At 45.4% G+C, this 26,495-nt stretch carries 25 protein-coding genes; 12 read left to right on the top strand and 13 right to left on the bottom strand.

All coding sequences use genetic code 11. The annotated features are described in order from the left end of the window. Positions 1-2: 2 nt before the first annotated feature. From AB0L18_RS22325 to AB0L18_RS22280, 10 genes are all read left to right on the top strand, one after another. A complete protein-coding gene (locus AB0L18_RS22325) occupies positions 3-1,307 on the top strand; it encodes a TRAP transporter large permease subunit (protein WP_367389543.1) in 1,305 nt (434 codons plus the stop codon). 315 nt (positions 1,308-1,622) lie between these two features. Beyond that, a complete protein-coding gene (locus AB0L18_RS22320) occupies positions 1,623-2,150 on the top strand; it encodes a hypothetical protein (protein WP_367389542.1) in 528 nt (175 codons plus the stop codon). A gap of 19 nt (positions 2,151-2,169) precedes the next feature. Then, on the top strand, positions 2,170-3,036 hold the full coding sequence (locus AB0L18_RS22315; RefSeq protein WP_367389541.1) for a UbiA prenyltransferase family protein: 867 nt from the start codon (positions 2,170-2,172) through the stop codon (positions 3,034-3,036). Between the two features lie 51 nt (positions 3,037-3,087). Next, positions 3,088-4,506: a radical SAM protein gene (locus AB0L18_RS22310; RefSeq protein WP_367389540.1), complete on the top strand. Its 1,419-nt coding sequence runs from the start codon at positions 3,088-3,090 to the stop codon at positions 4,504-4,506. A 35-nt stretch (positions 4,507-4,541) separates the two neighbouring features. Continuing rightward, positions 4,542-5,546: a hypothetical protein gene (locus tag AB0L18_RS22305; protein WP_367389539.1), complete on the top strand. Its 1,005-nt coding sequence runs from the start codon at positions 4,542-4,544 to the stop codon at positions 5,544-5,546. A gap of 25 nt (positions 5,547-5,571) precedes the next feature. After that, on the top strand, positions 5,572-6,549 hold the full coding sequence (locus tag AB0L18_RS22300) for a glycosyltransferase family 9 protein (protein ID WP_367389538.1): 978 nt from the start codon (positions 5,572-5,574) through the stop codon (positions 6,547-6,549). Between the two features lies 1 nt (position 6,550). Beyond that, complete coding sequence (locus AB0L18_RS22295) at positions 6,551-7,420, top strand: class I SAM-dependent methyltransferase (RefSeq protein WP_367389537.1); 870 nt, start codon at positions 6,551-6,553, stop codon at positions 7,418-7,420. Between the two features lie 57 nt (positions 7,421-7,477). Further along, positions 7,478-8,488: a sulfotransferase gene (locus AB0L18_RS22290; RefSeq protein WP_367389536.1), complete on the top strand. Its 1,011-nt coding sequence runs from the start codon at positions 7,478-7,480 to the stop codon at positions 8,486-8,488. Positions 8,489-8,496: 8 nt separating this feature from the next. Further along, positions 8,497-9,153: a hypothetical protein gene (locus AB0L18_RS22285; RefSeq protein WP_367389535.1), complete on the top strand. Its 657-nt coding sequence runs from the start codon at positions 8,497-8,499 to the stop codon at positions 9,151-9,153. A 27-nt stretch (positions 9,154-9,180) separates the two neighbouring features. After that, positions 9,181-10,212, top strand: a complete 1,032-nt coding sequence (locus tag AB0L18_RS22280) for a hypothetical protein (RefSeq protein WP_367389534.1) — start codon at positions 9,181-9,183, stop codon at positions 10,210-10,212. A 5-nt stretch (positions 10,213-10,217) separates the two neighbouring features. On the opposite strand, the gene AB0L18_RS22275 is transcribed toward AB0L18_RS22280, so the two are convergent. From AB0L18_RS22275 to AB0L18_RS22235, 9 genes are all read right to left on the bottom strand, one after another. Next, complete coding sequence (locus tag AB0L18_RS22275; RefSeq protein WP_367393177.1) at positions 10,218-10,874, bottom strand: methyltransferase; 657 nt, start codon at positions 10,872-10,874, stop codon at positions 10,218-10,220. Beyond that, positions 10,874-12,394 carry a radical SAM protein gene (locus AB0L18_RS22270; RefSeq protein WP_367389533.1) on the bottom strand — a complete coding sequence of 507 codons (1,521 nt, stop codon included), beginning with the start codon at positions 12,392-12,394 and terminating at the stop codon, positions 10,874-10,876. The genes AB0L18_RS22275 and AB0L18_RS22270 overlap by 1 nt, the downstream gene beginning before the upstream one ends. Positions 12,395-12,444: 50 nt before the next feature. Beyond that, on the bottom strand, positions 12,445-13,491 hold the full coding sequence (locus tag AB0L18_RS22265) for a glycosyltransferase (RefSeq protein WP_367389532.1): 1,047 nt from the start codon (positions 13,489-13,491) through the stop codon (positions 12,445-12,447). Next, positions 13,478-14,473, bottom strand: a complete 996-nt coding sequence (locus AB0L18_RS22260; protein ID WP_367389531.1) for a polysaccharide deacetylase family protein — start codon at positions 14,471-14,473, stop codon at positions 13,478-13,480. Before AB0L18_RS22260 ends, AB0L18_RS22265 begins: the two co-directional genes overlap by 14 nt. Then, positions 14,470-15,936 (bottom strand): hypothetical protein, encoded by a 1,467-nt coding sequence (locus AB0L18_RS22255; RefSeq protein ID WP_367389530.1) that lies wholly within the window; start codon positions 15,934-15,936, stop codon positions 14,470-14,472. The genes AB0L18_RS22260 and AB0L18_RS22255 overlap by 4 nt, the downstream gene beginning before the upstream one ends. 10 nt (positions 15,937-15,946) lie before the next feature. Further along, a complete protein-coding gene (locus AB0L18_RS22250) occupies positions 15,947-16,714 on the bottom strand; it encodes a class I SAM-dependent methyltransferase (protein ID WP_367389529.1) in 768 nt (255 codons plus the stop codon). 20 nt (positions 16,715-16,734) lie between these two features. Then, complete coding sequence (locus AB0L18_RS22245) at positions 16,735-18,198, bottom strand: radical SAM protein (protein ID WP_367389528.1); 1,464 nt, start codon at positions 18,196-18,198, stop codon at positions 16,735-16,737. 262 nt (positions 18,199-18,460) lie between these two features. After that, on the bottom strand, positions 18,461-20,893 hold the full coding sequence (locus AB0L18_RS22240; RefSeq protein ID WP_367389527.1) for a CotH kinase family protein: 2,433 nt from the start codon (positions 20,891-20,893) through the stop codon (positions 18,461-18,463). Positions 20,894-21,039: 146 nt separating this feature from the next. Beyond that, positions 21,040-21,969, bottom strand: coding sequence for a GNAT family N-acetyltransferase (locus tag AB0L18_RS22235; protein ID WP_367389526.1), 930 nt, complete (start codon positions 21,967-21,969; stop codon positions 21,040-21,042). A 12-nt stretch (positions 21,970-21,981) separates the two neighbouring features. Between AB0L18_RS22235 and AB0L18_RS22230 the strand changes: the two genes are divergently transcribed. Together AB0L18_RS22230 and AB0L18_RS22225 are read left to right on the top strand one after the other, a co-directional pair. Next, positions 21,982-22,866 carry a metallophosphoesterase gene (locus AB0L18_RS22230; RefSeq protein WP_367389525.1) on the top strand — a complete coding sequence of 295 codons (885 nt, stop codon included), beginning with the start codon at positions 21,982-21,984 and terminating at the stop codon, positions 22,864-22,866. A 74-nt stretch (positions 22,867-22,940) separates the two neighbouring features. Then, positions 22,941-23,363, top strand: a complete 423-nt coding sequence (locus tag AB0L18_RS22225) for a hypothetical protein (protein ID WP_367389524.1) — start codon at positions 22,941-22,943, stop codon at positions 23,361-23,363. A 209-nt stretch (positions 23,364-23,572) separates the two neighbouring features. Here AB0L18_RS22225 and AB0L18_RS22220 read toward each other — a convergent pair whose 3' ends face one another. The 4 genes from AB0L18_RS22220 to AB0L18_RS22205 all read right to left on the bottom strand — a co-directional run bounded on the left by AB0L18_RS22220 (position 23,573) and on the right by AB0L18_RS22205 (position 26,276). Next, positions 23,573-23,881: a Hint domain-containing protein gene (locus AB0L18_RS22220; RefSeq protein WP_367389523.1), complete on the bottom strand. Its 309-nt coding sequence runs from the start codon at positions 23,879-23,881 to the stop codon at positions 23,573-23,575. A gap of 392 nt (positions 23,882-24,273) precedes the next feature. Next, the gene (locus AB0L18_RS22215; protein ID WP_367389522.1) at positions 24,274-24,765 is read right to left on the bottom strand and encodes a hypothetical protein; all 492 of its coding nucleotides are present in this window, start codon (positions 24,763-24,765) and stop codon (positions 24,274-24,276) included. A 220-nt stretch (positions 24,766-24,985) separates the two neighbouring features. Then, positions 24,986-25,396, bottom strand: coding sequence for a hypothetical protein (locus AB0L18_RS22210; protein WP_367389521.1), 411 nt, complete (start codon positions 25,394-25,396; stop codon positions 24,986-24,988). 70 nt (positions 25,397-25,466) lie between these two features. Beyond that, positions 25,467-26,276 (bottom strand): class I SAM-dependent methyltransferase, encoded by an 810-nt coding sequence (locus AB0L18_RS22205; protein ID WP_367393176.1) that lies wholly within the window; start codon positions 26,274-26,276, stop codon positions 25,467-25,469. Positions 26,277-26,495: the final 219 nt, after the last annotated feature.

Raw genomic sequence — 26,495 nt, 5'->3', positions numbered from 1 at the left:
CCATGGAGATACTTGCTTTACTGCTTTTTGTCAGTATTTTTTTGCTGATCCTATATGGCTATCCTGTTGCATTCACTCTAGGAGGCTTGTCTTTGATTTATGGTATTTGCTTTTTGTCCCCGGATGTAGTGAGCTTGCTGCCGATCAGGATCGCCGGGATTATGGCCAAGGAAGAATTGATTGCCGTGCCGCTGTTTGTTTTCATGGGGATCATGCTGGAGAAATCGGGCTTGGCAGAGCGATTGCTAGAGACCATGGCCTTGTTGTTTGGTAAAATTCCCGGGGGGCTGGCTATTGCTGTCATCATCGTAGGGGCTTTGCTGGCAGCCAGCACTGGAATCGTAGGAGCCACGGTGATTACAATGGGCTTGATCAGTCTGCCTACAATGCTGCGGCGGGGATATAAAATAGAGTTGGCCACCGGAGTGATAGCCTCTTCCGGGACTTTAGGTCAAATTATACCTCCGTCTATCGTGCTCATCCTTTTGGGGAGCGTACTCAATGTCAGTGTGGGGCAGCTCTTTGCGGCGGCACTTTTGCCGGGTTTATTATTGGTGGTAGCTTATATGCTTTACGTTTTTCTGCTTGCTCGGGCCAGGCCTCAATTGGCTCCCCCGATACCAGCGGAAGAAGTGGCGGCATTTCGGGCCTCCAATTATTGGCGACGTTTGCTCAAAGCTTTTTTCCTCCCGCTTTTGCTGATTGTTGCCGTATTGGGGTCGATTCTCGCGGGAATAGCGTCTCCTACGGAAGCTGCTGCCGTTGGAGCGGTAGGGGCAATGGTTTTGACGATCATTGAAAAGCGTTTCAATCTGGAAGTTCTTCAAGCCGTTATGCGCGAAACGACCCACCTGACGACCATGGTTTTTGTGATTTTGCTGGGGGCAACCACCTTCTCACTGGTATTCCGAGAGTTGGGTGGCGATCGTTATCTGGTGGAGTTGATTGAGCAAGCAAACCTCTCTGAGTACGTATTTTTAGCGCTGGTGATGATCCTGATTTTTGTCGCGGGGTTCTTTATTGACTTTATCGAGATTATCTTCATTATCGTACCCGTAGTAGCACCGATCTTCCAGGCCATGGGCGTTGACTTGATCTGGTTGGGTATCCTGATTGCCCTCAATTTACAGACGTCTTTCCTCACACCGCCCTTTGGGTTTTCCTTGTTTTACCTCAAAGGTGTCGCTCCGCCGGAGGTGAAAACAGAACATCTCTACCGAGGGATTGTGCCTTTTATCGTAATTCAGGTCGTTGTGCTGATTTTGGTTATTTTGTTTCCGGGGATGTTGGGGTGGATGAGCAGGTAAATGCCTCAAAAAGGTAGGCTTAAAGCAGCCTATAAACTTTGGTGCAGAGCACCGTCTTATCTATTATGGTATAGAAAGTAAAATTTCACCTTATCTGCTACTCTTTAGCTTGTTGTTACTAACGACCTGCACTCCGCAGCGGCTGGAAATTTATCCATTGTCCAACCCTATTTTGGTAGCGTTTAACCACCAATTGGATATTTTAGCTTGGAAAGATACGCTTGAAAAAGACTCTTCTATAAATTTATTAACGGTAGATGGAGGTTTGGTCCTATTTTAGCTTTAAGTTCAGGGTTCGTTGCCTTGTTCTCGATAATGGCTATCAGCAGTGGGTTAGGGGCATTATTGGGATGGGATTTGCCCCTTCCCTTCCTAGGTATTTTACAAGGACTTTTGATTTTCCCAATTATTGAGTGTAGCTGGTTCTGGATCACCAATAGGTTGAATGATGCCATTTGGCACGGTGCCTTACTGGTGTTGGCCATGCTGATTTTGGGTGAATGGCACTTTTTGACACAATTGGAGATGTTTTTTTTAGTGTTTATTTTTACTCATTTAAAAATTTCTTTCTTATTGTTTCTTGTTATTAAAAACAACCCCGCTGCCAGAAATCCCAACTTACCACCCATTAACTTCGTTGATCGTCCCTGCCAGCAAGACCAGCTTGCTGGCAGGCAGGTTAGTGACTTCGTGACTAAGAAAAACTCCGTGTCCCTGCCTGCAAGGCGAGCTTGCTGGCAGGTCAGTACCTCTGCGGCAAAAAAAGTCAAAGTGAGAACTAACTACAGCCGACTTGCTACCTCTTTTATAAAAACAAGTCTAAAACTGCTGAATACTTCTTGAACTTTGCGTTCTTGCCGATATGAAGACCTTTTTTGTTCAATTTACTGGGCTGTTGCGTGTTCGGCACTGGGTAAAGAACGGTTTTGTGTTTATCCCTGCCATTTTTGCCAAGGAACTGGGACCAACTAATTTATGGTCACTATTACTGGTGGGGGGCTACTTTTGCTTAAGCTCCTCTGTGGTGTACATTTTCAATGATTTGCTAGACGTGGAGAAAGACCGCCGGCATCCCACTAAGAAATTCAGGCCCATTGCCAGTGGTTATTTTACCAGCAAAGCTGCCGTGGGGCTTATGCTCGCACTTTTACTTATTGTCGGGCTATGCAGCTTTAAGTTGCCAGAGGTGGCACCAATCGTAGGGGCATACCTATTGTTGAACATCGCCTATAGTTTGTATCTGAAATACCTCGCGATTGTAGATGTAGCGGTGCTGGGTATAGGCTTTGTGCTACGGGTTTTAGCTGGCGGTGTTGGGATTGGCGTCTTTGTGTCAGAATGGTTGGTGACGATCGTTTTCTTGCTTTGTACGGCCTTGGGGTTTGCAAAGCGGCGCCACGATTTGGCCATAGCCCCCGAAGTGGCTATTGAATCACGTAGTGAGCCTACCTATACCTTGACTTTCTTGGACCGTGCAATTACGATAATGCTGACCATTACACTCATGGCCTACATTATTTATTCGCTCTCTCCAGTGGTGATGGAGCGCTTGAATTCTGATAAAATCTATCTAACGTCCTTCTTCGTTTTTTTGGGGACGCTCCGTTATTTGCTATTGACGCTTGATGCGAAATCTTCAGGTTCACCCGTGGAGATTATTTATCGTGATCGCGTTTTACAACTGGTTATTTTGGGCTGGGCTACTACTTTTTATCTCCTAATCTATTAGCCCAAGTTCTAATTGTTTAGTTTTGGAACCTCACAAATAACTGCGATACTGATGAGTAGAAAGAAAGTGGTTTTGTACAACCCCAAGGCGGTCTTCTACGACATGCCACTTGCCCTGCTATCTATCGGTTCAATGCTGGATGAAGCTTATTACGAGGTTATCATTATTGATGGCAGGGTAGACGATCGTCCGCTGGAAGCGGTATTGGAGGCAACGGAAGGGGCATTGTGCTTTGGTGTTACTTCCCTTACGGGTAATCCCTTACGTGATGCACTGCAGGTCACCAGAGCCGTACGTGCACGCCATTCCAAAATTCCTATCATCTGGGGCGGTTGGCATACTTCTTTGTTTCCCGAAGAAACCTTGCGGGATGAACCAGCTATTGACATCAGTGTACAAGGCCAGGGCGAGGGCATTTTTCGCGAACTTATTGCTTGTTTGGAAAGCGGTGCCGATCTGGCAAACGTAAATGGTATTTGTTACAGAACAGCCAAAGGAGAGATCGTTAAAAACCCTGGTAGAGCGCTGGAAGACATGAACTTCTTGCCCAGGGTAAACTACGAATTGATTGATGTTGAGAAATACTTCAAAGCCAAGAAGCAGCGCCAGTTTGATTATATCAGCTCAGCGGGCTGTCGGTTTCGTTGCACCTTCTGCGCTGACCCCTTTGTGTTTAGCCGGAAATGGACGGCCATAGAACCTGATAGAATGGGGGAGGAGCTGGAATATTGGTACAAAAAATACCAGTTTACCGACCTAAATTTTCAGGATGAGACCTTCTTTACCAAAAGACAACGCGTAACGGCCATCGCACAGCAGTTTCTGGACCGAGGGATAAAAACCACCTGGGCCGGTACCATGCGAGCTGATCAGGGCGCGCGCATGAGCGAGGAAGAATTTGATTTGTGCAAAGCTAGCGGACTCAGGCGTGTCTTGGTGGGTGTGGAGTCTGGTTCGCAGGAGATGATGGATTGGTTGGCCAAAGACATCAAACTCGAACAAGTGTACGAAACGGCTCAAAAATGTGCTGCTCGCAACATCAATGTGATATTCCCCTTTATCGTCGGTTTTCCAGATGAATCAGATAAAAGTGTGTTAGACTCACTGCGCGTTGCTAGAGCCTTGAACAATATGCACCCCGGGTTTACGACGCCGATCTTCTTTTTCAAGCCGTATCCGGGATCCAAGATAACGCAAGATGTGGTGGCGAAGGGTTATCAACTGCCCGATACGATTGAAGACTGGGCTGATTTTGACTATATTGGTTCATCTGGACCTTGGGTGAGCCCCGAAAAATACCGAATGGTAGATCGGTTCAAGTTTTACAATAAATTGGCTGGTCGACAACGGAAATGGTATACGGCGCCACTACAGTGGTTGGCGGGTGTGCGCTGTGATATGCTGTTTTTTGAATGGCCTTTGGAAAAAATTCTCGCTGACAAATTGATGCCTCGGCAACAGTTATCCTAATCAGCTTACTATCCGATTTGTCATCCTACAGGACAATGCTGCGAAAACTAAGAGACCTGGCTGTTTATCTGCTTTTTTTGGGCTTTACCACCTTGTTGTTACTGGAGGTATGCTATAGGTTTTACGTAGTGGACTTTTACAAAGGCAATTTGACGGGCTTAAATAGTGCGGAGGATTTATTGCCTGATGATGATCGCCCCACGGTACTTGTGATGGGGGATTCTTTTAGCGCTGACACCAACAGCTACGTAAAGTACCTACGAGCAGCTATACCCAGCCATCGGATCATCAATACTGCCGTGCCAGGCACGAGTGTCAGGCAGCATAGTGTGATGGCAAAGCGCAGAATAAAGCGCTTTAAACCGCAAATGCTCATTTATCAAATATATGTAGGCAATGACCTGGTGGAATATAGACATTCCATCCGTGGAGAAAAAATCAGCTATCTGAGAAAGTGGTACTGGTGGCTGGCCGATCGGCTGCTGGTAGTGGGATACATCAATGCCAAATTACCACAGCTAAAGGCAGCATTCGTAACAGATCCCAATCCCGGTTTGGGAACAAAATTATCGGCACAATTTGCTGTGGAAAAATACAATCGCCGTACACCACTTTACTTTCAAGTAGAGCCCGATTTACTCGAACATACGGTCTTACTGAAGGAGCAAAGGGGAGCAGATTTTCGCAACTACGTAAAAGACCTACAAGCGGTGCTAGACCTCGCGGCACCAGATTGTAAAGTAGTCATCGTGGTCATGCCCCACTGTGCTCAATTGGGTACACCTTATCTGGAAAGAATGCAAGCCTTGGGTGGCGTTTTTGAAGACAAAGCTGCTTTTCTTCAAGTTGACTATCCTTTTTTTTATGACTTGAAACGTAGTTTGTCAAAAGATAATCGATACTTTTTCAATGCACTTGAGTACCTTATCGATGAAGCGGAAGGCCCTTCCTATTATTATGAAAACGACCCTCATCTTCGTCCTGAAGGACAAAAGCGAGTAGGGCAGGCATTGGTGCAGTTTATTGATTCGCACAACTGATAACCTTTTAAAAAGTAGCGTTAGCTTGGGGAAAAGAGACAAAATACTGATTATCCGTTTTCACGCCTTTGGCGACCTGGTGGCTATCTTACCTTATGTAAATGCCTTAAGGAAGGCTCATCCTCATACACAAATAGACTTATTGACTGCTGAGCGGGTGATTACTATCCCTGAAAACATCATCCTGTTTGACCGTGTCATAGGCATTAAAGGAGGAATGCAAGCCAAGAAGCTTTTCCTGGGTGCCATGCTGAAATGGCCATTGCTGTTGTTTCAACGGTACGATACCATCATCGACTTGCAAGCAGACCGAAAATCGAAGTTGCTATTGCGTCTATTGGGTCACCACAAAGCACCTGTTTTTGATAAATATGGCGATTATTTCGCGGGCCTGCGTTATCAAAAAGCCATACAGAACTCCGGTTTTTCAACGACGGCGGATTTTCAGCTCTCGTTAAAGTCTTCGGAGCTCGGGATAAACAAGCTAAAGGAAGCAGGCTGGGACGGAAAGAGCAAGTTGATCGTTTTGAACCCTGCTGGTTACTACACGAGCCGAAACTGGCCAATGGCCAACTACCTATCTTTTATCGCATTATTGGAAAAAGAGCTTGCCTACGACTTTAAAATTCTTTTCATCGGTGATGACAGGATCGCTGAAAAAGCGCAAACCATGAGCAATGCTTTTCCTGAGCGCTGCCTCAATTTAGTGGGTAAGACAAGTCAATTAGAGGCATTTTCTATCCTGCCAAAGATACAATTGATGTTGACTGAAGACTCAGGACTGGCGCACATGGCCTGGGTACAGGGCGTGAAAATCTGCCTGATGCTGGGATCTACCCGTGCCGACTGGACTGCGCCGCCCTACGATCATGTTGTCAATCTGACGTCTTCTGATTTGGAATGTGGTGATTGCATGGAGCCAGTTTGTAAGCACGGTGATGTACCTTGCCTCACGCGTTATACACCGGCATTGGTTTATGCTCAGATTGCAAAATGGTTATAAGATGAACTGGAAGATACGTTGCCCTCGGTGTCATCAATTGGTAGACTTCATAACCCTTTCTTGCGGGGGGGAGGATTGCCTGGCAAGTGAAAATGGTGTTGTTAGGTTATTTACCGATGATTTTTATCAAGGATTTCATTGGTACGAACAGCATTTTATCAAGGCTAGAGCAGCGGAGGGGGTGCGTATTATTGATACAAGTGTTTATGAGCAACTACCTTTTTTAGACAATGTACTAGGACGAAAAGAAGCCGAATGGAAAGCTTTTCGGGAAGATCTCGCCATCATAGCTCGGCATTTGGCAGGGCAGCAGCAGCTTAGGGTATTGAATTTTGGAAGTTGGAATGGCTGGTTGTCTAATAATTTGGTGAAATGGGGGCACCAACCATTGGCTATTGCTTATTTCGCTGACAAGTATGATGGTCTTGGCGCGCAGCAGTTTTATAACAATCAATGGGAATCTGTTCAGATGGATATAGAAGGTAGCCTGGCAATTATCGAAGATACCTTTGATGTAATTATTTTGAACAGAGGAGTAGCCTTTCTGGTAGATCCAGCAAAAACAGTAGGTGAATTGATGAATAAATTAACTCCGGGGGGGCAGTTGATTATCACTGGTTTAAACCATTCTAGGGATACAACGCTTGCGGCGAGACGATTTCAACAACACCGCAGGAATTATTTGGAAAAACATGGTTTCGAGCTGCTTTTTACACCCACCAAAGGCTATTTAAGTCTTCAAGACATAAAACGCATAAGAGAACTAGGGGTGCAACTAAAACCGTACCCCAATAAACTGCTGCAAAACATTCGTGCTCAGTTTTGGAAAACTAAGCCTGCCTATGCTTATGGGTACTTTGTTAATTTGTAAATTGTAGGAAAGAGCGTTATTCGCGCTGCTTTTGCCAAGGCTAAAGATGTTGCAGGCATGAAAGAGACAGGAAAGACGCATTTTTTAATACTAGGAGTCGCTCGATCAGGTACGACCTTGCTGGAGCGCTTGCTCGATAACCATTCTGAAATAGCTGTTTGCCCCGAGTCTGATGTATTTACCAGCGTGTACCGAACCACCTGGAGAGGGCGTTTTGTGTCTAATTGGCATTACCACCAGTTTATGACCTACCTGACGGGATGGCTGAAAGAATTTAATGATCCTGCGCTTGGTGTTGCCCAGCAATATTGGAAGGAAAATACAACCTACCAAGGCCCTGTTAAGAGCGTATTGAAAGCATTGGCAACCCAATACTTAGCTTATGAAAAGAAGACAGTTTTTGGCGAAAAATCGCCTGGAAACAACCATCGCGTAAAACTCATTTGCCGTCTTTTTCCGGGAATTAAATTGGTCAGGATTGTCCGCCATCCTTATGATGTTGTCTGTAGTATCTTGAAGTTACAGCGAAGGTACCTGAGTAATTACTCGGAGGATGAACGTTTATTATACGCAGCATCTTTTGTGAAAATAGGAGCAAAAGCCTGGCAGATACGCCCTTTACCGGCTCTTCAGAATTATTATTTAAAGTACGAAGACCTTATCGAGGATACGCCCGCTGTACTCTCAGAGGTTTGTGCTTTTCTTGGGCTTGATTATGAAGAAGATATGTTAGCGATTGAGGCCAGTAATTATCTTTCTAATCCTGATAAAAAAAGCATCGTACACCCCAACCTTGGCCAATCAATAAATGCCAACAACAAAAATAAATACCTCCAACAGTTAAGTGAACAGCAGCAGCAAATGCTCTACCGTTTTTTTGGGGCTGACCTGGTTGCTTTACCCTATGAGATCGCTGACAACAAGGCTGACCTACGCCTCCAACAGCAATTGTTGGTCCTGAAATACCAATTGCTTTTTCAGCTCAAGTTCCATTATTGGCATGATGAAATCATCCGACTCAAGCTCTTGGTCAAATCACTTATTCATTGGGTAAAAGGTGGTAAATAAACATATTTATGAAGCAGAGAAAGCACATCGTAATAACAGGGACGGGAAGAGCAGGAACAACTTTTTTGGTAGAACTTCTTACCAAACTGGGCTTGGAAACAGGGTTTGATTCCGAACAGCTCAAGCGCTATAAAGATCAACTAGGGCGCGGTGGCTTGGAAAATGATATCAGACGGGAGGATTGCCCTTACATTGTAAAGAATCCTTCGTTTTGTGATTATGCAGGGGAGGTTATTGCTCGTGACGATATCGTTATCGAGCATATCTTCCTTCCCATTAGAGATTTGTTTGCTGCGGCAGAAAGCAGGAGGTTTGTTGCATACAATAAAATACAAGAAGCTTCCTTTTGGGATAAAATAAAATTCGTCTTTGGCAAAAGGAAATCATCCCCCGGAGCATTATGGGGTACCAATACGCTAAAAGGGAATAAGCAGGAACGCATTTTGTTGAATAAACTCTACCAGCTGATGTTAGCGGTCTCTGATTCTTCCGTAAATATTACGCTCATCAATTATCCTCGAAGCACAAAAGATGCGGCCTATTTATTTGCTAAACTAAAGCCGGTTTTCCAGGAGCTTGAATTCCAGGAATTTGTAAAAGTATTTAACAATACTGTTCAGGCAGAATTGGTTCACCATTTTAAATCAGGGCTGAAGACATTTTAGTTTATTTGCGCTCAAAACAATGTGACCATGGATACGTCTCAGCTTTGTTTTAATATTATTTACATCCGGGGAACAGTGAAGAGACTGACTGTGTTTTTAGACTCCCTTCTTCAATGGTCTGACTGCCAGTTTAGATTAGTTGCCAATGGCTGTTCTTCTGAAGAAATAGTTTATTTAAGGGGTTTGTGCGAACGTAATACGAGACTTCAATGCTACGTTTTTCCATCCTACAAGGTGGCGCTGCACAGCACGGTCTTAAACCACCTTCAATTGCTTGATAAAGATAAAGCGTACTTCTGTTTCTTGGATTCAGACATTTTTGCGATTGACCATTTTCTGAATGGGTTGAGCTGCCTTACGGAAAATTATGTCGGCTTTTTTTCAGGTGCTCCAATATGGGTAAAGGAAGAAGAGTATCATTTCCAACCTACGTTTGATATCGTTGGAGGATACTACCATTTTATGGAGAACAATTTCTGTTTGGGGAGTACTTTTTTCTCCATTTATAAAAATGAAGCACTGAATCAGGTAATCAATGAAACAGGAGTTGGGTTTCAAGGGTACTTGGCAAAAGATATTCCCAAAGGCATTGCAGCAAGGTTAGAGAAGTTGAAGCTCCTGAAAGATGCCTACGATACTGGAAAGTTACTCAACCTACTTCTACAGGTCAATGGTCATAAGATCATTTATCAAGATAAAGCGAGTCTGGTCCACGTAGGAGGGATCTTTTTCGATCACGATGCTAAAACGCGTAGCCTGTCTTTTAAAAGAAAGTTGGTTAAAGCAGTGGTTGGTAAAGACCTGGGAGACAAGCTGTTTTTGTTTTTCAGGAAGCATTTTCCTGAAAGTATGCCTCATATCACTAACAAAGCAGAAAGAAAATTACAAGCCCAACAAGCCTACCGAAGAGATCTTTTCCGGGATTACATGACGAGATTGGTTGATTCGTTGATGTCTAACACCGAATCGCCAAAAGTACTGGTTACGAACGATTCTGAACTTGATGACAAGCTGAGGGATACATCTAAAGCATTGGCGTTAATCTATGAGCGGGCATAGTTTTTTCATGCCTGAAGGATATAGATGATGTGTTCTTCCCCCCAAGTTTTACGCCGATGGACGGGAACAAGCTGACGATGGTTTTGCTGTGCAATAGTAGAAATGCTGGCAAAGTCACAGGCATCGGTGAGGATAAAGTATACCGTGCTGTCTTGATATGCTAGCAACTGGGGGAAAAGCGCTTCAAAGTATTCAAAATTCTCCCCGCAAAGGAAAGCTCTCTCCTGATCATTGGTAGGCGCTTGAGCAAAGTAAGGAGGGTTGATGAAAATAAAGTCAAAGTGCTGATGAGGAATATCGACAAATAAGTCGGACGTAATGACCTCCAGATCAAGGCCATTCCTGTGTGCACTGCGCCGGATGGAGCTTACTGCCGCTGGATTGATATCACTGGCCGTGACGATGCTTCCCATTTTGCTACAGCTTAATGCCAGCAATCCGTTACCTGCCCCCAGTTCTAAAACCGTGTCATTGGCAGCAACCTTTGTCTTGGCAAAATCGACGAAAGTCCGTGTCGTGAGAAACCAGCGTGGATGAAAGACACTGGGTTCCAGGCATATTTCAATACCATCCATCGTGTGCCAGTGTTCGCGGCCGTTATACCATCGGTACATCAGCCAAAGCATAGACTGCAATGCACGTTTTGTCACCTTCTTAATCATCAAAATCCCTCAATTTCAGGTTGACGATAGCGCAGCCAAAATTTTTGTAGCACTTTGATTTCGTAAGGATATTTGTACCAACTTTTTTGGTAGCGGAAAGCCGCAATGATACGCATGATCTTACGCTGTAAAGCAGATAGCTTGACATCGGTCGCGGTAGGGTAGTAGGCATTGAGTACCGTCTCGAATCCTTTGATTCTATCTACCATCTCCGGTTTCAACCAGGGCGTAAGCGGATTTTTACGCAAGTCAAAGGCTTGCCATTCAGGACTGAGCCAGTCTTCCAGCGTTGCTGGGAATTTGAATCCTGCTTCGGTGATGCGGCGGTAGAGATCGGATCCCTCGGTAGGCACCGGACTGTAGACGTAAATAATGATCTCGGTGTCCGGATTGATGGCTTTTATTTCTTTGATGAAGGCAATGTCTGCCTCAATCTGATGCATCACTTTTTCGGGGCTATCTGCAGGCATACCCAAGACGAAGGAATATTCGGGGATGATGTCAAACTTCTTCATGCGACCCGCAAATTCCTTAATTTGAGCGGCGGTCTGTTTGCCACCTTTGTCCATTTCTTTGAGGATCTCGTCATTGCCGCTTTCAGCACCGAAGAAGATCATCCTACAGCCTGCCTGGCGCATGAGGGCCAGGGTTTCATCACTGTAGCGGTCAATGGTATCAATTCGTCCTTCTCCCCACCAGACCATGTTTTCATTGAGCATCAGGCGTGAAAATTCTGCCACCCGCTTTTCGGAAACGAAGAAGTTGTTGTCGTGAAACTCGATGGAATCTGCTCCGTACTCGCGCTTTAATTTTTTTACATCCGCGTAGATATTTTGAGCATTTTTTCCTTTCCAGCGTGCTTCGTAGATAGGGACGACCGCACAGAAAGAACACTTGAAGGGGCAACCAACACTTGAGTGGTAGGCGATCGTTCGTTTGCCTAGAAAAGTGTTGGCCAGATAGCCTTGCAAGGGATAAAATTCATTCAAATAATCATAAGGCAGGGGCGCTAAAGCATCTTGGTCTAATAGGTCTTCTTTGCCATTTTGAATGATCGCTCCATCGGGGAGTTGATAGATCAGGTTGGGGATAAACTCGTAGGGCGTACCATTGTTGAGCGCGTCTAGCAAAGCTGGGAAAGCCTTGTCGCCCGGGCCGTTGATGACAAAATCAATGTAAGGAGCCCCCATCACTACCCGGTATTGGTTGGCCGCAAAGTACCCACCCCAAATGTTGATGATGTCGGGATATTGCTCCTTAGCTTGCTTGGCAATGGGGATGGCTTGCTGCAACTGTGGACCCGGCATGGCGGTGGTGCCCAGGTAGCGGAATTCGCCGGTGTCCAGGTAACTTTTGATTTTAACCCACGGATCTTCCTCCATGTTGCCGTCTACAAAAACATAGTCGTGCGTGCCGTGTATCGAAGCCCCTACCTGCAAAATGCTATTGGGAATGCGATGTTTGGAATTAGCGCTACGTGGATTGAATAGAATAACTTTATGGGTTGCCAGGTTGGACACAGGATTCAAGAGTTTGTGGATGCCAAAATTAAGGCAAAAAAATTACACTACTAACTGAAGTAAAGGGTAAGGTACGCATCTAACACGCGAGACAAGGAGAAATTGTCAAGGTTTCCTGCTGAAAATTGATGATCGAGCCCATGCAGGATTCCTTGCACAAGCATTTGGGTATTGTCGGCAACGGTTGAGCGGTCAAGCTCAGGAGCAATACCCACTGGGGTGGATACGACCTGAGCCCCTTGTTGCAAGGCTTCAATGAGCACAAAGCCAAAAGATTCGTAAGAAGAGGTATGCAGAAAAACCTTGCTTTGTGCCATGAGCGACAAAACTTCCTCTCGCGGCAAAGCTCCCGTAAACGTCAAATTTGCACCGAGACCTTTTTCTTTTGCCAATGATTCCAATTTTTGCCGTTCCGGGCCTTCTCCAACCAGCAAGGCAGAAAAAGAGGGGATCACTTTTTTTACTAAAACAAGAAGGTCAATAAAGTAATCGTAGCGCTTTAATGGAATCAAACTACCTACTCCAATAACATCGTATTTTTTGACCCTGCCTTTGGCTGGTGAGAACTCAGGCACTCCCCAAGGAATAATATGGTCTAGTTTACGCCCTGTGGCTTGAAAAAACTGATCGGCATGAAAGGAAGACAATCCTACTTTGGTCATCGAGGCAGATGCCAAAAGTCCAAGGTATCTATTCCCTGGGCGTGCATCCTGCCCCATGAGGGTAACGAGGTGCTTGGCGCCAAAACGCCAGTTGGCCAGATAGGCGAGCAGGCAGGCATCGGTCATCCAAAAACTGTGGAGTAATGCGCCGGGATATTGCTTGAGTAGCTTGGTGATTTTTGCATAAGCTGCGATGCGCGTGCGTAGGTTGGCACCCGCTCCTTCTCTGGCGCAGGGATGAACCTGGGCACCGTGCCATTGGTAGGGTGTATGTCGTTTAGGATAGTGAAGACTCACGATGTGCAATTGCACGTTTTCTTCGTTTACAAGTGCCCTGGCCAGCAATTGCATCGGGGGAATGCATTGGCTATCCTGTTCGTTGGCCGCGAAACCGGGAGTGATCCAGATGATATGTCGGCAGTCAATAGTCTCCACGGAGGATGGCTCGGATTTGATTGTCTAAAGAAACAAATGGATTGATGGTTAGCCGCGACCTGATTTCGGGAATATCCTGATCAGCTGCTTGCTGGAAGTTGACGACCAGTTGTTGTTCAAACCCGAGCTGCTTGGCAGCATTTACCAGGGTAGGGGTGTAGGAGCCGTTTGGATAAGCGAGCGAATGGATCGATTGATCAAGTGCCTCTTCCAGGTAGTTTTTGCCTTTTTGAAGCAATTCCACCGCCTTTTCCAGGGGGAGTTCTCCCAAATCATCGTGGTAGTAGCCATGTGAGCCTACGCTTGCCCAGGGAGAGGCGGCAAGCTGCCGTATTTGAGCCGCGTTCATTACTTGCCAGTACATCTTGTATGCCTCATAGACCGGATCATTGACCAACTCAGGAAAGGTGCTGTAAATGCTGCTTTTAAAAGTCCAGTCTTTGCGTTTGCAAACCGCTTTTAATGATTCGTTTTTAGTGTTGAAGTATTCTCTTTTACGATGCTCAAAAACCTCTCCTTGAATAGACACCGTATGTTGGTAGCGAAAATTGACAAGATCAAGATAATCCGTCCATAGCATAGGATAGGGAGTGCTGTCAATGGCCGTTACGAAAAAGGTAGCAGGAACTTGCAAGTCTTCCAAAACAGGGAGTGCCAATTCCAGATTATTGAGATAGCCATCATCAAAAGTAATGGCAATATTCATTCTCCCAGGTGCAAAATTGCCTTGAAAGTAGTCCTCAAGAGAAAGGATATGGAAATGTTCTTTGCAGTAGCTTAGTTGTTGATGAAGCTTTTTTTGTGCTAAAAACCGAGCATTCAGCCTGGTGTTGTTGACGAAGTCGATACCGTGATAAAGCAGAATACAGGCGCCTTCTTGTTCTCGTAAAAGAGCAGTCCTTCCTCCTAATTGACAAATCAGATCAGTAGCAACGCAGCGTGCGTAATAACTTGCTTTTTTTGATAAAATATGGAGATTCATCGGGGCTGTAATTTTAGTTGGTACAAGTAGCCCTCACGGTGTTTTAATGGCATAGAATCCGCTTCCATCACGGCCAGCGGAAACTGATTTTTAAAGTCATTGGCAATCTTGGGATCAACACAAAACAAATGACTTGCACCTTCTTCTTTTCGAAGCTTTTCTATCACCTCTGCTTTTGCGGCTTTGCTTTCTAAGGACCAACCCATTCGGTGAGCTCTCGCCAAAATACGAGGATTTTTGCAGTCAAAATCTTGGTAGACGATAATCGGGAAGTCGTCTATTGAGGTATGTTCGTTCACGATATTACTGATCTCCTCCAGCTCCTGTGGCCTTTCGTAATAATGATATTCGGCATAAGCCGTACTGCAAGTGATCAGCACCAGCAGCAAGCCGATTCCCCATCGCGACCTGGCGGCTATGAGGGTATGAACTGCCCACCCCGCAAGGATAGCCACCAGCCCAAGGAAAGGTATCTGGTAATAATTATGGATAGCATTGAGGTTGAAAAAGATCATCAGATAGAGCAGTAGTCCTATTGCCCAAGCATATAAAATAGGCATCTGTTGCGCTTTTCGATGGCGCCACCAGCCTGCCAAAGCCAAAGGGATACCGATTAAACCGCCTACCTCTAAGGCCATCCTGAAGGTAAGTATCTTCCAATGGTACAGCGAAAGGCGCTGCTGCCAAGTGCCAAAATACCAGGAAGCATTGTCCGTGAATTTTCGATAATGCAGGATGTAGCTCCAATCAGGGGCTGCATCATTAATCAGGTAGGCATGTTTTTGCCAAAGCATGAAAAAGAGGAGCGGGACAACAAAAACAACACTTCGGGTCATCAACCAAGCCAGCTTTTTTTGTTGCCAGGTGTAGACCAAAATGGGGAGCGCCAGATAAAAGACGTAAGGTACTTTGACGAGAAACACGGGTACCGCCAAAAGGCTGCTGAGTAGTAATAGGCGCAGAGAGCTACTGGCCACGGCTTTCAGCACATAATAAAACATGGCATAAGCAAAGCCCAGCGCAAAAAAGTCGATGTGGATAGCTCTGGCGTAGAATTGACTAAGGGGTAAAGCCAGAAAAATGAGCGTAGCTGTTTGCGCAATGCGCGTTGTGAAAAGCCAGGCTGTGGTTTTGAAAAAGTAATAAACGCAAAACAGGAAAAACAAGAGAAAAACACTCCGGGACAAAACCATCGACGAGCCCAGCCACCGCTGCAACTGTGCTACAATGGCTTCAGGGAGCGGACATTCCAGGGCCAGTTCTCCATGACTTCCCATCCAAGCCACCCGCGGATGCATGATGTCTACCCCATGCTCGGTGAAATCCCAGATGTAGAAATCCGTATCTGCCTGCCGCCAGTCGTGGGGCATATCCAGCTGGGGCTGAAAATGTAAAAAGCGGATACCGATCAGCAAGAGGGTGAGTATCCAAAAATAGGCGTACGGAAATGTTTGCTGGGCCACCTTCACGCGATCATGGTTTTGAGATGATCACCCAAGGGAAAGGACTTCTGGCGAGGCCTAGTTTTCGTATCATCTTGTTTTTTAAGCTGCTGGGATTGTATGGCAATTGATACGAAAAATCACTCAAATCTTCCCAGATGTGGTGGTGATAATGGGTTTTCATTCCTGAGCTACCTTGTGCTTGGTAATAGGCTTGGGTTCTGGCTTTGGCTTGTGCTACTTGCTTAGCGGCGTAGATGGGACTATCCATGATATGTAGTGCTCCACCGGGCTTTAACAAGCCTGATAAGCGGTACATCAGTTGACTTAAATCAGGGAAATACTGGATACAACTGACTAAGAGGATTAAGTCAAAACTTTGTTCCGGTAAGGTGGCCTTGAAGATATCGCCATAGGCAAAGGAGCATTGGCTACTTGCGAATAACCTATTGGCTTGTTCGAGCTCCGGGGTATTGATATCCATGCCGAGCACTTGAACCTCTTGATGGGTGACGAGCTGGTGGGTGAGCCAACCATTGCCACAGCCTAGATCCAGAATAGCTGATCTTGGCTGTTTCTTGAGTAATTCAAGCAGTAACTTGACATTGTGCTGCCGCAATTTCCATTCGTTAGCCTGGGGGTGTTCTGGCGAAAGGTAGGGGAGTTGCTTAACAATTTCATCTGGGTACAACCGCCCTTCTTTTTCACGAGCCTCCAAGTAGGCGTACTCAAAGTCGTTAGTTGGAGGCGTCAGATGTACTAAGCCGTTTATTTTTGGGGCACTTCCTTGTATTTTCATATAGGAGCTTTTACAGCTTTTTAAAAAAGCTCTGCGGTCTTTGCGTCTCCGCGCGATTTATTCGGGTTTGAATACATCCCTTTTTTTACATCTATTCTATACCAAAGCATTCCCAGGCGGGCAACCATTACTTTTAGCTGCAGTTTCCATCCTCGTGGGGTGTTTTGTTGCTGGGCCAATCGTAGCTTGTGAAGCTGGACACTGTTGACGACCCAACGCACGGCATAGTCATAATACTCCCTTGGGTAAGTTCGTAGGAAGTCAATGTCTCGGTCGGTGCTGGAGAACCAATCGGGTTGTTTGGTGATTTGGTTTTTGACATCCTCGTACAAGCCCGTTCCTTTAATGGGATAGGCCACGGTGATGGTGAAATGATCGGGATTGGCCTTCTTTAAATGGTCGAGGGTAAGGTAGATATCTTCCTCGGTTTCACCGGGATAGCCCAGCATGATGAAGGTGCCAGTTTCCATACCGGCTTGCTTGGTCGCAATGGTCATCTGTTGTACCTGTTCTGCGGAAACGCGGCGATCCATGGCGTCGATAATACGTTGCGAACCGCTTTCCGCTCCAATCCAGATGCGGAAACAGCCGCTCTCCTTGAGCATGGTGAGCACCTCTTCGTTGAGCCGCTCGGCACGGGTGATGCATTCGTAAGGGATGACGGCATCCTGTTTCAGCACTTCATCTCGGAAACTTTCCAGCCACTTGTGGCTCACGGTAAAGACATCGTCAACAAACCACACCTGGTCGGGTTGGTATTCCTCTTTAAGGAGTTTTAGCTCAGCGGCGACTTGCGCAGCACTTCTCCGCCGATAAGATTGCCCATACACGGCAGTACTGCACCAGCGGCAGGTGTAGGGGCATCCCCGCTGGGTACTCACGGTAATAGAGCTACGATCATGGTGTTCTTTCCACAGGTCAAGATAGCGCTTGAGGTCGATCTTTTTGCGGTTGGGCATTGGCAGCTCATCTACCGCCCGCAGGTGTTGTCGCGCTGGCGTTTGGGTCACCTTACCATCTTCGTCGATAAAGGCCAGACCAGGGATGTGCCCAAAATGGGGCCGCAAGCCTTGTTCAACAGCTTCTACCAGGGCCAGCATACTTTGCTCACCTTCGCCAATCACCAGTACGTCAGCTCCGGTAGCGAGGTAGTTGTCAATATTGTAGCGTAGATCGGGCCCCCCTAAAACCACCAGACTATTTGCCAAAGAGCTTTGTGAGCGAATAAATTTGATCAAGGCAATGACCCCCAACTTGGTCATCAGATTGGTATAAATCGCTATGATACCAGGCTGCTGTTCCAAGAGGTAAGCCTGTTGTTCCCGAAAGGAAGAAAAAGTCGTATCGTAAACCTCGTTGTCATAACCATGCTGTTCGAGCCAGGCGCTGAGGTATAGAAGTCCCAGAGGAGGATAAGGTTTGTTGATTTTCTTTTCCTTCTCATCCTCCAACATATAGTAAGCATGGGTAAAGCAGATCTTCATTTGCCAAAAATAGTGAAATCACTAGACACTATGTATGGAGATTTCGTATAGTTAGAGGAAACGCATCAAACAGAAACTACCAAAGGATAGCTATCTAAGGAGGATAGAACACGGATTTAACAGATCAGACTGATTTACACGGTTTTAAAATCTGTGTAAATCCAGTTTCATCCGTTAAATCCGTGGCTATCCTGTTTTTAATGAACTTGTCTCTTTTGGTGCGTTTACCCTATCGTATAACAGGTAAATAGTGATTTTTGGGTTATTCCACAGGAGGATAAAAAACGGGAAGTAACTCTAAGGGTAGATGTGTGAAGGATTGAATAGTATCGTTGATGCTTAGTTCGTGGGGAGATTCAAGCACAAAATTTTGTTTCTTGATAGCGGTAAAGTTTACGTCGCTGATACTAAGACGCGCGCGCCCGTAGGTGGTCTTTTTGGTAAAAACGGCCAGTCCGTACTGGGTGTGGGAAATTTCAGTAATATGAAAATCTGCACTAGAACCATCTTTTACGGCTACTGCTGTAAAGGCGTTAGTAATGGTAAGATGTCTGGCCCTCAAGGTAGAAGCTTCACCAACAGAGAAGCCCTTGTCGGCAACCTTGTTGATTTGCACTTGATCGATCTCAAAATTGCTTCCTGAAATATCTACCGCGTCACCATCGAGCTTATTAAACCTTAAGTTATGGATAATTCCTTGAGAGAAATCGATGTCCAACCCGTCTCCGGTAGCATCTTGAAACTGTAGGTCTTCCAGATGTACCTCCTCACATTGACTGATGTTTACTGCATCTTCTGCATCAATATTACTAAAAGTGCAGTGGGTCATCTCCAAGGAGGAATGATCAAAACTCAGCGCACCATTGAGTAGTATACCGTGATCCTGATAGGTCGTTTGGTGACTAAATTCCAGGTAGGAGATTCGCACCGGATTTTCTTGGAAGAAATGTATACCCCGCCCCGTTTGATCCGAAGATGTGACCTTGACGGAAGAATTGGAGGTTCCCGAAACTTGGGCAGGGCCGTAGACGAGTAGAGCGCTTCCTTGCACTAAATCCAGCTGAGTACCCGGACCGATGTGAAGATAGAATCGTTGAGGGATAACCTGAATTTGCTGTAATTGATGTCGCCCTTTTCGGGCAAATATGCTATCGCCTTTGACCTGGAATGCCGTGGTATCAATTTGTAATGCTTCCTTGTTGATGAAGACCGTGGGCCTTGCTGGCCAAGGTGCTATTTTTTGTTTAAACCAGTAATCAACTCCGGCAATACTGTAGAAAATATATTGATCATCAGGAGTATAATTTATCACAGAGAAAGGAGGATGGGGCGAATGAATATCGAAAGGGGTAAGGCTTTGCCGATGTGAGAGCAAATGCAAGGGCTTGGTTTTTTTAGGCCCCGTAGCCTCTATGATAACAGGGGAGCAAAAGTAATTTTGAAGCCAGACCTTTCCATCTTCTGATCGATAAGCTTTGAGGCCAATTGCGGCCAATGGGACGCTGGTCGCACAATCTTCGTACAATGGGTCGTAAATGGTGTATTCAAAATCGCTATCAGCCTCAAAATCGTAGGTAGCCAACTGCTGTTGCAAATCTTGTGCTCGCTCGGCGAGTTGATCAAGGGAATAGGCATAATCAGGAAATTCTTTCTTGAGGATAGCTCCAAAATAATGGAGCTTTTCGGTTAATTCGAGATTTATTTTTTGCTGAAAAGCAGGGCTGGAATATTCATGAAGATAATAGCCGTAGCGCTTTCTGAATGCTGTGTTTTGAAACAAGCTGAACAGAAAATATTCTTCCGCAAAATAGACCTTGGGTTTTTCGGGTTGGTAAAAGCCTAAAAAAGGTTTGCTAAACCATTGGTAGATGCCACTCTCCCCATAGCCATCAAACCCGATAGGGTAGAGTTGGGTGGTATGTGGATGGTAATAGAAGCGCATGTTGTGCCAACGCAGTGCATGATACGCTTCGCAAAGGTCCGTAAGTGCCAGGAATTTTGCCCAGTATTCTACATCAATGTAGGGCGTATTGAGGGTGTCTCGTTCCGTTGAGCGAAGTTGCTCCATGCGCGTTCTCCCGGCAAGGAAGGCTTTGGAAAACAGACGGTCTACAAGCGTACGTTTTGGTTGAAAAACTTCAATGTCAGCGGCTTCGAAATCAGGAAGATTGGGGGTGACATTTTTGCCGTAGCGCATCCGGTAATCCTGGGTTTGCCAAAAGCCATCTTCGTTGTACTTAAAGATAAGGCCATCAGGTTGTTGCTGACGCGCTAGCAAATCGGAAGTAAAATGTTCCTCAAAAGCATATATGCCTTTGTACTCACCGTTTAACCAAAGCTCGACAAATTGGTATTGAGGGGTGAGTAAGCCTTCGTTTTCCAGCAATTGATGATACACCCATTCGTGTAAATAATAGCGTGTCTTGGGATGCTGAAGCGAAAACTGTCGCATGCCCCAGATGGCTTGGTCATCACCCAGCTTGACCCTCCACGACCATTTTGCCCCTTTAAGATGATCCAACCAATCGCCTTTGAGGCGTATTTCTGCATTGTATGCTTGCTTGTCCAAGGTAATCTTTGCCGCTACAAAATCATCCTTCTCACTAACCAGCAGCCCACGGGCCAGTGCTTGTGCCCGTTTCTGTTTGATTTTCCGGAACGCTTTCGCATCGATGTCTATCTTTAAGTCAGGCAAGGCAAGGTTCGTTTCCACTGACGATTCCTTCCTGCAGCCGCAAAGTGCAAATAGAATGAAAACAAAGAAAACCTTATATGTTCTTATATGCCTTATATGGTTCAAAATACATCGTATATGGTTCCAATTAATACCCATAAGAAAGCCTAAAAGGTATCAAGGTCAGCATAATTGAAAGCCGTTTGGTTGATGTCGAAATGCTCATCGAAACAAAGATAGCCTATAGGCCAGGAATCCTGCGCAGGCAAGAAAGCTTTAAGTACTCGGTGTTGCTCAGTAACGGGATCCGTCTGAAAAAGTACCTCGTTAATACCTGATCTTCGAGCGATTTGTTTCAAATGCTGAAGTGCCCGCCCCAGTTGTACTTCATTGGGGAAGTCAAAATACCCTACGTGCAAAATACGGTCAAATTTCAGGTAAAAACGGCAGCCTTCCAGGCTAACATGAAAATGCTTGTGAAAGCCATTTTTGTAGCGGAAAAAATCATCATCGTATTGGTGACAAACAAAGCCTTCTTCCTTCAGAGGATTAGGAAAAGGAGCGCATTGGTAAGGAGCCAGATTTTTTTTGACACCTTTAGCCAGCCATTCTCCAAAACCCATTTTCGCAATGGCTTTGCTAAACGGAGGAATACCGGTTTTTAGATGAAATCGCTGCATCTTGTGGTGTACCTTCCAGCCTAGTTTGTGGGTACTCATCAGGGTGTTGTCGCTATGAAAGGCGTAGACCATTTTTACTCCTTTGGCCCTCATTTGATCATAGGCAAACCGCGCAGAATGGTAATGAAGCCCCCGGCGTTGGTAAGTAGGAATGGTAAACGAATCACAGGCATGCGCTACAAGAAAAGAAGACTTTTGATCGTGAAATCGCTGGGGAATGGCGCCATAACAGGCAACAACTTGCTCACCATCATAGGCGATAGAAGCTATTTTTTCGTCGCCTAAGTACTCCGTGTCGTATTTTTGCTGGAGATATTCGGGCGTCCGCCGTTTATGGAAGCTTTCCCAAAAAAGATAGCTCAGATCAGGCATATGATCTTCCCTCAGGATAAAGTACGCAAATTGATTTTCCGCCATAAAGCCAAGGTAATGCAAAAAGAAATAAGGAAGAAACGCAGCGACTTACAACAATGCAGTTTTTATGCCGTCTGTTTACTGTTTGCAGGTACGCTTGCTTTGTCGGGTTGCGACAAGAAAGCATTTCAGCCCTACAGCTTCTTCGTTGCTGGCCATACCTACGGCGTCAAAGAGAAACCAGTGCCCGGTCTGCACATGCCCTTTGTGGCTGAGTTTGATTATCTCAACGAATCCACTGATGTGCGCTTTGGCGTCCTCACCGGAGACATCGTCTATTACAGCAACGACACCTCTTGGAACAACGTCGACCAGCAGCTGACGCGATTAAAGATGCCCGTTCACTTCACCACTGGCAATCACGACGAAGGCCACAAATCGCCCTATAAAGATCGTTACGGCATCACCTACTCCGCCTTTGAGCAGGAAAACGACCTCTGCATCATCCTCAACCCCGGTTTAGCTGGCTGGAACATCTGGGGCGAGCAACTCGAATTTCTAAAACAAACCCTCGCATCTGCTTCTAAATACGACAACATCTTCCTCTTCTTTCACCACCTCGTCTGGTGGGCCCCAGACAATGAATACCAGCAATACCGCCCCAACTCCCTGGATGGCCGGGCTCCGGACGTAAATTTTATTTCCGAAATAATGCCCCTGCTGATGGCCACCGAAAAGCCCGTCTACTGCTTTGCCGGAGACGTAGGAGCCGCAGGAAATACCACCGCTTTTTTTGCAGATCGCAAAGACCAAGTCCACCTCATCGCCAGCGGCATGGGCAATCAAAGGACGGACAATTATCTACTCATCACAGTTGATGAACAAAAGCAAGTGACGGTGACCGTCCGCTGGATACAGGAGGGGAGGGAAGAGGTGGTTTTTGGGGAGGTGGTTCGGTAGGGTATAAGGCTGTAATTTATCACGGGTACGATCTATTCGCCCTAAAGCACGTTAATAAAAAGTAATTTATCTCTATGAAAAAGCCCGTTCCTCTTATTACCGAACTCGTACTACTTTGCGTGATTTCCATTTCGACTTCACCAATTTTGTTTGCTCAACCCTACACAGATGTTGAGGAAAAAGAATCCTATTACGCAAAAATGATTTTGACTGGATATCCTGAGCGGGATTCTTCCTTTGCCAAAAGATTATGGCTTTCAAATGAAGTGATTAGCAATAGTGACGTGATTATCAGAGGGATAATTGAAGGCAAGAAACTACAGATAATTGATGCTGTAATATTTCAAATAATAGAGCTGAATGTTAGCCATGTATTTCGGGGAAGCAACAGCTACGTGGACTCAATCATCCAAATAAAGCGGTTAGTCGAAGATAAAGAAGGCTTTGCTATCAAAAAATGGAGAAATTGTAAACGTAAATTATTATCATTCTTATGAGCCTGGCTTATTTAAGGGGTTAGAGTACATCATTTTTTGTAAGCAAAGAGAAGGAGAATTAAGCTTTTATGTAAACCACAGAATGTCATTTCTTAATAGATATACCGAAAATAAAAACATTTGGATATGTCTATGTGGACACTTCTATACTAGTTTGGATCGGTTACAAAATCACCTGTCGCAATTTCCTGATATTAGATTAATGAGTGCTATTGAAGAGGATTAGGGAAGTGATGTTCAACCTGATGGTAAAGCAGAGTGACGCTTTTAGGCAGGTATTTGCCTAGCTGTGGTAGATAGAACGGGTGGTTATTGGTAGCGGTGATGGTGTCTCCACCTGCTACAATACGCACCATTTTTTGCCAATTTTTGGAGAAGGTATTCGTCACGCGAGACAAGATAGTATCTTTTTGGATTTCGTCATAGGCGATGACGGTGTCGCCGATTTGGATATCTTCGATATTTGTTAGTCCTTGGTTGGTATGGATGGGGGTTCCGGCGGGGAAGCAGGCATTCACGATCCCCTCGCAGTAACCGCTGAGGCTACGATGGCTATCCGTCCGTTGGTAAAGTCTGATACTTCGCTGGGCGAGAAGGGGCAGGCTACAGGTGTGGCATTGGCGAGGATTTCCCCTTGGCGCGAGAACCGGAGTACTTCTTCCGGTATGCCGCCGTTCGCGATGTGCCAGACGCTAATGCCCGATGCAGTCGCCTCAAATTAGTAGCGAAGGTGTCTTTGCGCCCATGGCAGCAGCAAGTCGTCCTACTGCTCGAAGGAGGAACGCTTGATGGCTTTTTTAGATGAGGGTACTCGGTAGGGCGGTAATGGTATCAGTAACTGTTTTTAGCAATCAACCAATTTTTGATGGAGGCAATCCACGCTTTGTCAACAAGGCCGCGTTCCAATAAATCAATTTATGGCAAACGAGGAAAAAATACAAAAATAATCATCAACGTGGAACACAATCTCATTATACCCTGAATCCCTGTATGAAAAACCAGTTTTATAGTTTTGAATATTCGCCTGGGCTTTTATTAGGCCGATGGCTTTCTTCGATATGGGAAAAATATTTCCAAAGAAAGCTTCTAAACATGCATCGATATGCTCCTTGCTCGAACTTGGCTCCAAACTCGTAAGGGAGTAGGTCTTGTCTAAAAATGAAAGGTTTAAATAATGATCCCAATTGGCGAAACGTAGTGACCTTACGTGCATGAAAAAATCAATAAGGCCGCTAAAGCTATCTTCCCTGCCAAAGTACATAACAATGCCGTTTGCACTTCCCGACTCAAAAAGGACTTTAAACCGCTCACAATCATTATAATCATACATATGATAAGTCATGATACCCGACAATTTGTTAAAATCCAAGCTATGCGCATAATCCTGTAAACTGATGTCCATATTGCTGCTTTATTTTGGAAATACCGAGAAGAATCTGAGGTTACTCGGTGGACCTGTCCACTCAAACCTTATCATAATCGAATTATCACTGAAAGGGTGATTACTGGAAGAACCAACCCAAATCCAATCCGTTACTCTGTTTGCAGGGTTTGACAACACAAATGCCGATTCAGTAACAAGCTTTTTCGTTGTCAAAGACCTAGGGAAAACGTTGATATCACTACTTACAATTAATACTCGGATGAGCAGGAAGATAAATGCTATCTAAATACGCTTCACCCTTGTAAATGATAAAGTCAAATGTTCCCTTAGGCTTAACTAAAGAATCACCAATAGCGATAAATTTAAGATTATTCCCTTGCCCGTATGGGAAGAAATAATCTTCATTAGAGAATTGGATACTAATCAATTTTGACTTACTTCGCAAGTAACCTTTGGCTACAACGATACCTGTTAAGTTATTAGCTTTATATTCAAGGCAGGCAGAATTGTTTTCTCGAAGAACTTCATACTCGTCTAATGATACATAAGATTTAACCACCCATCCTATCCAACTAAATAAAAATAAAAAAATTGTTACTTTTAAGAATGGATAAGACGTCTTCCTACGGTACTTTTTTCTCCTGTCCATTTTGTGAGCACGTTTTTTTTAAGAAATTCTCTGCGCCTTCGCGTCTCTGCGTGAAATAAATTATTTTGAATCACCTCACCATCACCAAAAAATAATGATCCGCTCCCCGCGCTAGCCCTGCAAACCGCTTAGTTTTCTCCTCTAATTGGTGAAGGAGTTGCAGTACTTTAAGCCGCTTGGCAAAGAAAGGGTCAAGATAGGAAGGAGGCACCCAAAAACCAATGGGGTTCAGTTGTTTTTGGGTTAAAACAGGTGGGGCCTGGGTGGTAAAATCCAAGGGCGAATAATACCAGGTGGAGATGCTGGTGTGTTCATCCAGCGGAGCATCAGTGGCCGTGCGTTTTCTTCTGCGCCAGGCTTTATGCCAATCCCCTTTAAGGGAAAAGTACAAGCTTTCCCACCAGCAAAATCTTCCCATCACCACCATCACGAGGTGACCACCCGGTCGCAATAATTTGGCCGCATCTTCGAGAAAAAGAGGCAGCTCTTGCGGCGACAAGCAATTCAATCCCCCAAAGTTGGAAAAGATCAAATCATAGGGAGCCTCTTCCTGAAGGCTGGACAATTCCGTCGCCGATAGGGTTTGCAACCGCAGGCGGTCTTGCTGCTTTTTCGTTAATTGCTGCCTTTTGTCCGCCGCCACGGCAATCATCTCTGGCGAAATATCAGTAGCAAGCACCGTTTTCTCTTGTTGTGCCAACCAGCAGGCATCCTGACCAGAACCACAGTTGATTTCCAAAATGCGCTGGCATTGCTCATCCCTGAGGTAAGGAACCATCAAGTCATACACAGAAGCACGCTGTAGCCGACCAACAGCGGTGTTAGTGAACGTATCGTCATAACTGCCAGCAATAGCGTCAAATGCCGTGGAAGGATTCACTTTCAATGTGCGGGTTTTAATGTAAGTATGTGATTATTAAAAGGTTTATAATATTCGACCTCTCCGAGGTCGTAGAAGCTTCCCGCTGTTGTATCTACCAATATTTGACCCTGTCCGGCAAGCCTTGGCCAGACGGGCTCTCCGAGGTCACTGAAGCATCTCGGAGAGATGCCCTATTGGTAGCCTAGCCCGTTTTACCATCTATTTCCGACCTCGGAT

The sequence above is a fragment of the Lewinella sp. LCG006 genome, from assembly GCF_040784935.1.
In the GTDB taxonomy this organism is placed as follows: Bacteria; Bacteroidota; Bacteroidia; order Chitinophagales; family Saprospiraceae; genus Lewinella.
This window is presented reverse-complemented; position numbering and strand designations above follow the sequence as displayed.